General features: G+C 71.3%; 7 protein-coding genes. All 7 read right to left on the reverse strand.

Annotated features, from left to right (window positions below; translation table 11 throughout):
* Nucleotides 1–108 precede the first annotated feature (108 nt).
* The gene (gene ruvC, locus Q0L54_RS10070) at nt 109–663 is read right to left on the reverse strand and encodes a crossover junction endodeoxyribonuclease RuvC (RefSeq protein ID WP_296667771.1); all 555 of its coding nucleotides are present in this window, start codon (nt 661–663) and stop codon (nt 109–111) included.
* Nucleotides 664–683: 20 nt separating this feature from the next.
* Nucleotides 684–1,439 carry a YebC/PmpR family DNA-binding transcriptional regulator gene (locus Q0L54_RS10075; RefSeq protein WP_296667774.1) on the reverse strand — a complete coding sequence of 252 codons (756 nt, stop codon included), beginning with the start codon at nt 1,437–1,439 and terminating at the stop codon, nt 684–686.
* 143 nt (nt 1,440–1,582) lie between these two features.
* Nucleotides 1,583–2,182, reverse strand: coding sequence for a pyridoxal 5'-phosphate synthase glutaminase subunit PdxT (gene pdxT / locus Q0L54_RS10080; RefSeq protein WP_366937957.1), 600 nt, complete (start codon nt 2,180–2,182; stop codon nt 1,583–1,585).
* On the reverse strand, nt 2,182–2,703 hold the full coding sequence (locus tag Q0L54_RS10085; protein WP_296667777.1) for an NUDIX domain-containing protein: 522 nt from the start codon (nt 2,701–2,703) through the stop codon (nt 2,182–2,184). Before Q0L54_RS10085 ends, pdxT begins: the two co-directional genes overlap by 1 nt.
* Nucleotides 2,704–2,714: 11 nt before the next feature.
* Complete coding sequence (gene pdxS, locus Q0L54_RS10090) at nt 2,715–3,623, reverse strand: pyridoxal 5'-phosphate synthase lyase subunit PdxS (RefSeq protein WP_296667779.1); 909 nt, start codon at nt 3,621–3,623, stop codon at nt 2,715–2,717.
* Nucleotides 3,620–4,774, reverse strand: a complete 1,155-nt coding sequence (locus tag Q0L54_RS10095) for a glycosyltransferase family 4 protein (protein WP_296667781.1) — start codon at nt 4,772–4,774, stop codon at nt 3,620–3,622. Before Q0L54_RS10095 ends, pdxS begins: the two co-directional genes overlap by 4 nt.
* Before the next feature lies 1 nt (nt 4,775).
* Nucleotides 4,776–5,663: a phosphatidylinositol mannoside acyltransferase gene (locus tag Q0L54_RS10100; RefSeq protein WP_296667782.1), complete on the reverse strand. Its 888-nt coding sequence runs from the start codon at nt 5,661–5,663 to the stop codon at nt 4,776–4,778.
* Nucleotides 5,664–5,716 lie beyond the last annotated feature (53 nt).

Raw genomic sequence — 5,716 nt, forward strand, 5'->3', positions numbered from 1 at the left:
TCCCCGACAGCTGTGCGATCACGCGGCGCCCCTCTCGAACATGTGTACGAACACGCTAACCGACGGGTCGGACGTCACGCGTGCACGGCGCGCCGATGCGACCACACGTCAGCCGCGCCTGCGCGCCGCCTTCTCCGCCTCGGCCCAGCGGCGCTGAGCGTCCGTGGTGGCCGCGCTCCCCACCGGCGCCGCCCCACCTCGCCACGCGTGCGCGATGGCGATCGCCAGTGCGTCCGCCGCATCGGCCGGGCGGGGCGGCTCGGCCAGGCCCAGGATCCGCTGGACCATGAAGGTCACCTGCTCCTTGCCGGCGCGGCCCTCGCCGGTGACGGCGGCCTTGACCTCTGACGGCGTGTAGAGCACCAGCGGCAGCCCGCGCCGCTCGGCGGCGAGCATGATGATGCCGGACACCTGGGCGGTGCCCATGATGGTGCTGACGTTGCTGCGCGCGAAGATGCGCTCCATCGCGACCGCCGCCGGCCGGTGCTGGTCGAGCACGCTCTCGAGCACCGCGGAGATCTGCGCGAGCCTGGCCGGCGTGTCGTCGGACGCGGGCGAGGTGGCGACGCGAACGTCGACGAGCGTCACGGTGCGGGCCGAGCCGGAGTCGACCACCCCGAGCCCGCACCGGGTGAGACCCGGGTCGACCCCCAGGATGCGCATCGTCCCTGCCGCCGCGGCCGCTAGTCCTGCGCGGCCTCGAGCACCTCGTCGGTGGCATCGAAGTTCGCCCACACGTTCTGGACGTCGTCCGAGTCCTCGAGCGCGTCGATGAGCCGCAGCATCTTGCGCGCTCCGTCCACGTCGAGCTCGATCCGCATCGACGGCAGGAAGGTCGCCTCGGCGCTGTCGTAGTCGATGTCCGCCTGCTGAAGCGCCGAGCGGACGGCGACGAAGTCGGTGGCCTCCGAGATGATCTCGAAGAAGTCGTCGAGGTCGTTGATCTCCTCGGCACCCGCGTCGAGCGCGGCCTCCATCAGATCGTCCTCGGTGGCGCCGCCCTCCTTGGAGACGATCACCTGGCCCTTGCGGGAGAACAGGTACGAGACCGAGCCCGGGTCCGCGAGCGTGCCGTTGTTGCGCGTGAGCGCCGTGCGCACCTCCATGGCCGCACGGTTGCGGTTGTCGGTGAGGCACTCGATCAGCAGGGCGACGCCGCCGGGGCCATAGCCCTCGTACATGATCGTCTCGTACTCGGCGCCGCCCGCCTCGAGGCCGGAGCCGCGCTTGACCGCGCGATCGATGTTGTCGTTGGGCACCGACGACTTCTTGGCCTTCTGCACCGCGTCGAACAGGGTGGGGTTGCCGGCCAGGTCGCCCCCGCCGGTGCGCGCCGCCACCTCGATGTTCTTGATGAGCTTGGCGAACAGCTTGCCGCGCTTGGCGTCGATGACCGCCTTCTTGTGCTTGGTGGTGGCCCACTTGGAATGCCCGGACACGTGTGCTCCTCGGGTGTTGCAGGTTCAGGACTGCCGTTCAGTCTAATGCGCTCGCCGCTCACGCCCGCCTTCAACTCGGTACACGGGTGCACGTTCCACCCGCGAACCGCGCACTCATGTACCGATCCGCGGCCTGCGCCGCCTCAGATGAGGTCGAGCAGCAGCCGGTGGACCCGACCGTCGGGCACCGCGCCCCGGTGGGCGATCTCCGGGTGGAAGCTGGTGGCGATCGCGTTGCCGTGGCGCACCGCCACCGGGTGGCGGGCGCCGTCGGGGCCCTCCGTGGTCGCGAGCACCCGCACGGTCGGATCCCAGGACTCGACCCAGGGCGCGCGGATGAAGGTCGCGTGCAGGGCGGTGCCGTCCGGCTCCCACACCAGCTCCGTCTCCGCGGAGTCGACCTGGCGGCCGAACGCGTTGCGGCGCACCGTCATCGGGATCGCGCCCAGGCTGCGCTGTCCCTCGATCGCGCCGATGATGTCGGTCGCCAGCATGATCATCCCGGCGCAGGACCCCATCACCGGCATCCCGGCGTGGATGCGCTCGCGGAGCGGCTCGAACAGACCGAACGCCCGCAGCAGCTTGTCGATGGTGGTCGACTCGCCGCCGGGGATGATCAGCGCGTCGACGGCCGCGAGCTCGGACAGGCGCCGTACGCGCGTGGCCGTTCCACCCGCGCGCTCGACCGCGGCGGCGTGCTCGCGCACGTCGCCTTGCAGCGCCAGGATCCCGACATCCGCCATCACTCCTCCACCGTGCCCAATCTCCGCAGCGTGCCGTCCCAGACCCGCAGCGACTCCCATGGCTCCCGCAGCTGCGCCGGGAAGATCTCGATCTCCGCCGCGACCAGCTCCTCGTAGGTGAGCCAAGCGACCTCGTCCAGCGTCTCCTCCTCGGTGGCGGTCCACCGGGCGTCCCCCTCGTCGGCATCGTCCACGTGTGCCACGAAGAACCACTCGTGCTGCACGTACGGCCTCGACAGGAAGTCGAAGAACGCGGTGCGCTCCCACACGGGTCCCACGAGCGACGCGGAACCCACCAGGTGACCGGTCTCCTCCGCGAGCTCCCGGGCCGCGGCCTCGCGAGGGCTCTCCCCCGCGTCGAGCCCGCCCCCCGGCGTGAACCACCAGGACCGGTCCGGGAGGTGCGGATCGTGCCCGCGCAGCAGCAGCATCCGGCCGTGCCCGTCGAAGAGCAGCACGCGCGCGCCCTCGCGCTCGATGCGCGGGGACGATGCGGCGTCCGGCCCGGGCCCGTCGCCCACGTGGGTGGTGGCTACCAGCCGCGCTCGGCGAGGCGGTGCGGCTCGGGGACGTCGTCGACGTTGATACCCACCATCGCCTCGCCCAGGCCGCGCGACACCTCCGCGATCACGGCCGGGTCGTCGAAGAACGTGGTCGCCTTGACGATGGCGGCGGCGCGCGTCGCGGGGTTCCCGGACTTGAAGATCCCGGAGCCCACGAACACGCCCTCGGCGCCCAGCTGCATCATCATCGCCGCATCGGCCGGAGTGGCGATGCCGCCCGCGGTGAACAGCACCACGGGGAGGGTGCCGGTCTCGGCGATCTCCTGCACCAGCGGCAGCGGCGCCTGCAGCTCCTTGGCGGCCACATAGAGCTCGTCCTTGGGCATCGCTGCCAGCGCCTTGATCTCGGCGCGGATCTTGCGCATGTGGGTGGTGGCGTTCGAGACGTCGCCGGTGCCGGCTTCACCCTTCGAGCGGATCATCGCCGCGCCCTCGGAGATCCGCCGCAGCGCCTCGCCCAGGTTGGTGGCGCCGCACACGAACGGCACGGTGAAGTTCCACTTGTCGATGTGGTGGGTGTAGTCCGCGGGCGTGAGCACCTCGGACTCGTCGACGTAGTCGACGCCCAGCGACTGCAGCACCTGCGCCTCGACGAAGTGCCCGATCCGCGCCTTCGCCATCACGGGGATCGAGACGGTGTCGATGATGCCCTGGATGAGGTCCGGGTCGCTCATCCGCGCGACCCCGCCCTGAGCCCGGATGTCGGCCGGAACGCGCTCGAGGGCCATGACCGCGACCGCGCCCGCGTCCTCGGCGATGCGCGCCTGCTCGGGGGTGACCACGTCCATGATGACGCCGCCCTTGAGCATCTCGGCCATGCCGCGCTTCACAAGGTCGGTGCCTACCTGGGGCTTCGTGGTCTCGGCGGGGGTACTCATGGTGATGTGACGTCCTTCGTCGGGTGGGGATGGAACTCGGCATCCATTCTAATCGCGTCGCGGTACGTCTCCTCGACGCGGGGGGCGACGTTCGCCCAGTCGAACGCCGCCGCGCATTCGCGGCCGCGGGCCGCGAGCGCGGCCCGCGCGGCGGGATCGTCGAGCAGCTCGTTTACGCAGACGGCTATCGCCGCGGGATCCCCGACGGTGTGGTGCGCGGCCGCGTGCCCGCCGTCCGCGATGGTCGAGACGTCCATGAACGCCGTGAGGTCCGAGGCGACCACGGCGGCGCCGGCGGCCATCGCCTCGACCAGCACGATGCCGAAGCTCTCGCCTCCCAGGTTGGGGGCGCAATAGACGTCGACGGAGGCCATGAAGCGCGCCTTCTGCGGCTCGTCGAGCTCGCCGATGACCTCGGCCCCCGCGCGGGCGGCCTTGGCGGCGACGCGGTCGGAGAACCGTCCCGCGACAAGGAAGCGGGCGTGCGGGTGGCGGGCGCGCACGGCAGGGATCGCGGCAAGGTAGTCCTCGAGACCCTTGCGGGGCTCGTCGAGGCGACCCAGGATCCCGATGGTGGGTGCCTCCGGGGTGCCCTTCCAGTGCGGATCGGGGATGGCGTCGACGTAGTTCTTGGTGTCCACCCCGTTCGGGATGATGTGGGTGGCCTCGACGCGTAGGTGATCGCGGATGGTGGCGGCGGCCGAGGGCGACACGGCGATGCGCGCGTCGAGCTCCTCGTAGCCCGGCTTGATCCACGGCTTGGCCATCCGCATGATGGCGGACTCCGCGTTGGAGCTGTGGAACGTCGCCACGGTGGGGCCGATGCGCGCCCACATCGCGATCAGGCTGAGCGACGGCGCGCCGGGCTCATGCAGGTGGACCACGTCGAAGTGGCCCAGTTTCAGCCACTCGCGCACGCGCGCCGCGGCCACCATTCCGAAGGTGAGGCGTGCAGTGGCTCCGTTGTAGCGGATCGGCACCGAGCGGCCGGCGCTGGAGACGTAGGCCGGCACGGGGGTGTCGTCGGCGGCGGGCGCCAGCACGGAGACCTCGTGGCCCCGGGCGATGAGGCTCTCCGCGAGGTCGAGCACGTGGAGCTGCACGCCGCCGGGACGGTCGAGCGAGTACGGGCAGACGATGCCGATCCTCATCTCAATCCGTCCATCCGAAGCGTTGCAGCATGTGCCAGTCCTCGGGGTGTCTCGAGATGGCCTCGCCCATGAACTGTACCCAGGCCCGCGTGAGGTGGCCGATGCGGTCGTCGGCCGGCGCGTCCGCGGGCTCGACGATCTCGCCGAAGGTCATGACGATGCCCCACTTGGAGCGGGCCGCCCGTCGCGCGCGGCCGCGAAGCCTCTCGTAGTGCACCATGACCGGCACCAGCCCCGTGCCGGTGGCGGCGGCCAGCGCCGCCGGGCCCGGGGCCACCTTGACGCCGTGGCCGAACATCTCGACCTCGACTCCCGAGCCCGACAGGTCGCGATCGGCGACGAGACACAGCAGCCCGCCGTCGGTGCGCGCGATCCGGATCAGCTCACGGAAGGTGGACCCGCCCTCATGCCCCAGGATCCGCATCCCCACAGCTTCGCGCAGCGCGACGAACTCATCGAACAGCTCACGCGGCTTCAGCACCTCGGCGACGCTGACCACGGGGGCCAGGTGGCGGCACGCGTACGCGCCCACGATGTCCCAGTTGCCCGAGTGCGACAGTGCGATGACGATGCGCCCGTCCTTCGCGATGCGGGCGATCACCGCATCCGCGTTCACCATGCGCACCCGCGCGTCGATCACGGGGCCCGTGAGGCGCGACAGCTCGAAGGTCTCCGCGTAGTAGCGCGCCGCGGACGCCATGCCGCGGCGGCTGAGGGCGCGCAGTTCATCGCCCTCGAGCCCCGTGACCCGGTGGAGGTTGTCCTCGAGGCGCCGCGCGGGCTTGGCGCGGCGCGACCACTGCACCATGGTGCCGGTCCACGCCCCGGCGCGGATGAGCGAGACGGGGACGTACCGCGAGGCGCGGAAGGCGAGCAGGAGTCCGTTCATTCGTGGGGGTACAGCTGCCGTCCGGCCTCGAGGCTGCTCGCGTTCCACGCGGG

Source organism: Demequina sp. (assembly GCF_024642165.1).
Lineage (GTDB): Bacteria > Actinomycetota > Actinomycetes > Actinomycetales > Demequinaceae > Demequina.

Bases quoted from the DNA above. Each gene is read 5' to 3' on its own strand.
- pdxT (WP_366937957.1), bottom strand. From the start codon at position 2,182: ATGGCGGATGTCGGGATCCTGGCGCTGCAAGGCGACGTGCGCGAGCAC.
- Q0L54_RS10095 (WP_296667781.1), bottom strand. From the start codon at position 4,774: ATGAGGATCGGCATCGTCTGCCCGTACTCGCTCGACCGTCCCGGCGGC.
- pdxS (WP_296667779.1), bottom strand. From the start codon at position 3,623: ATGAGTACCCCCGCCGAGACCACGAAGCCCCAGGTAGGCACCGACCTT.
- ruvC (WP_296667771.1), bottom strand. From the start codon at position 663: ATGCGCATCCTGGGGGTCGACCCGGGTCTCACCCGGTGCGGGCTCGGG.
- Q0L54_RS10100 (WP_296667782.1), bottom strand. From the start codon at position 5,663: ATGAACGGACTCCTGCTCGCCTTCCGCGCCTCGCGGTACGTCCCCGTC.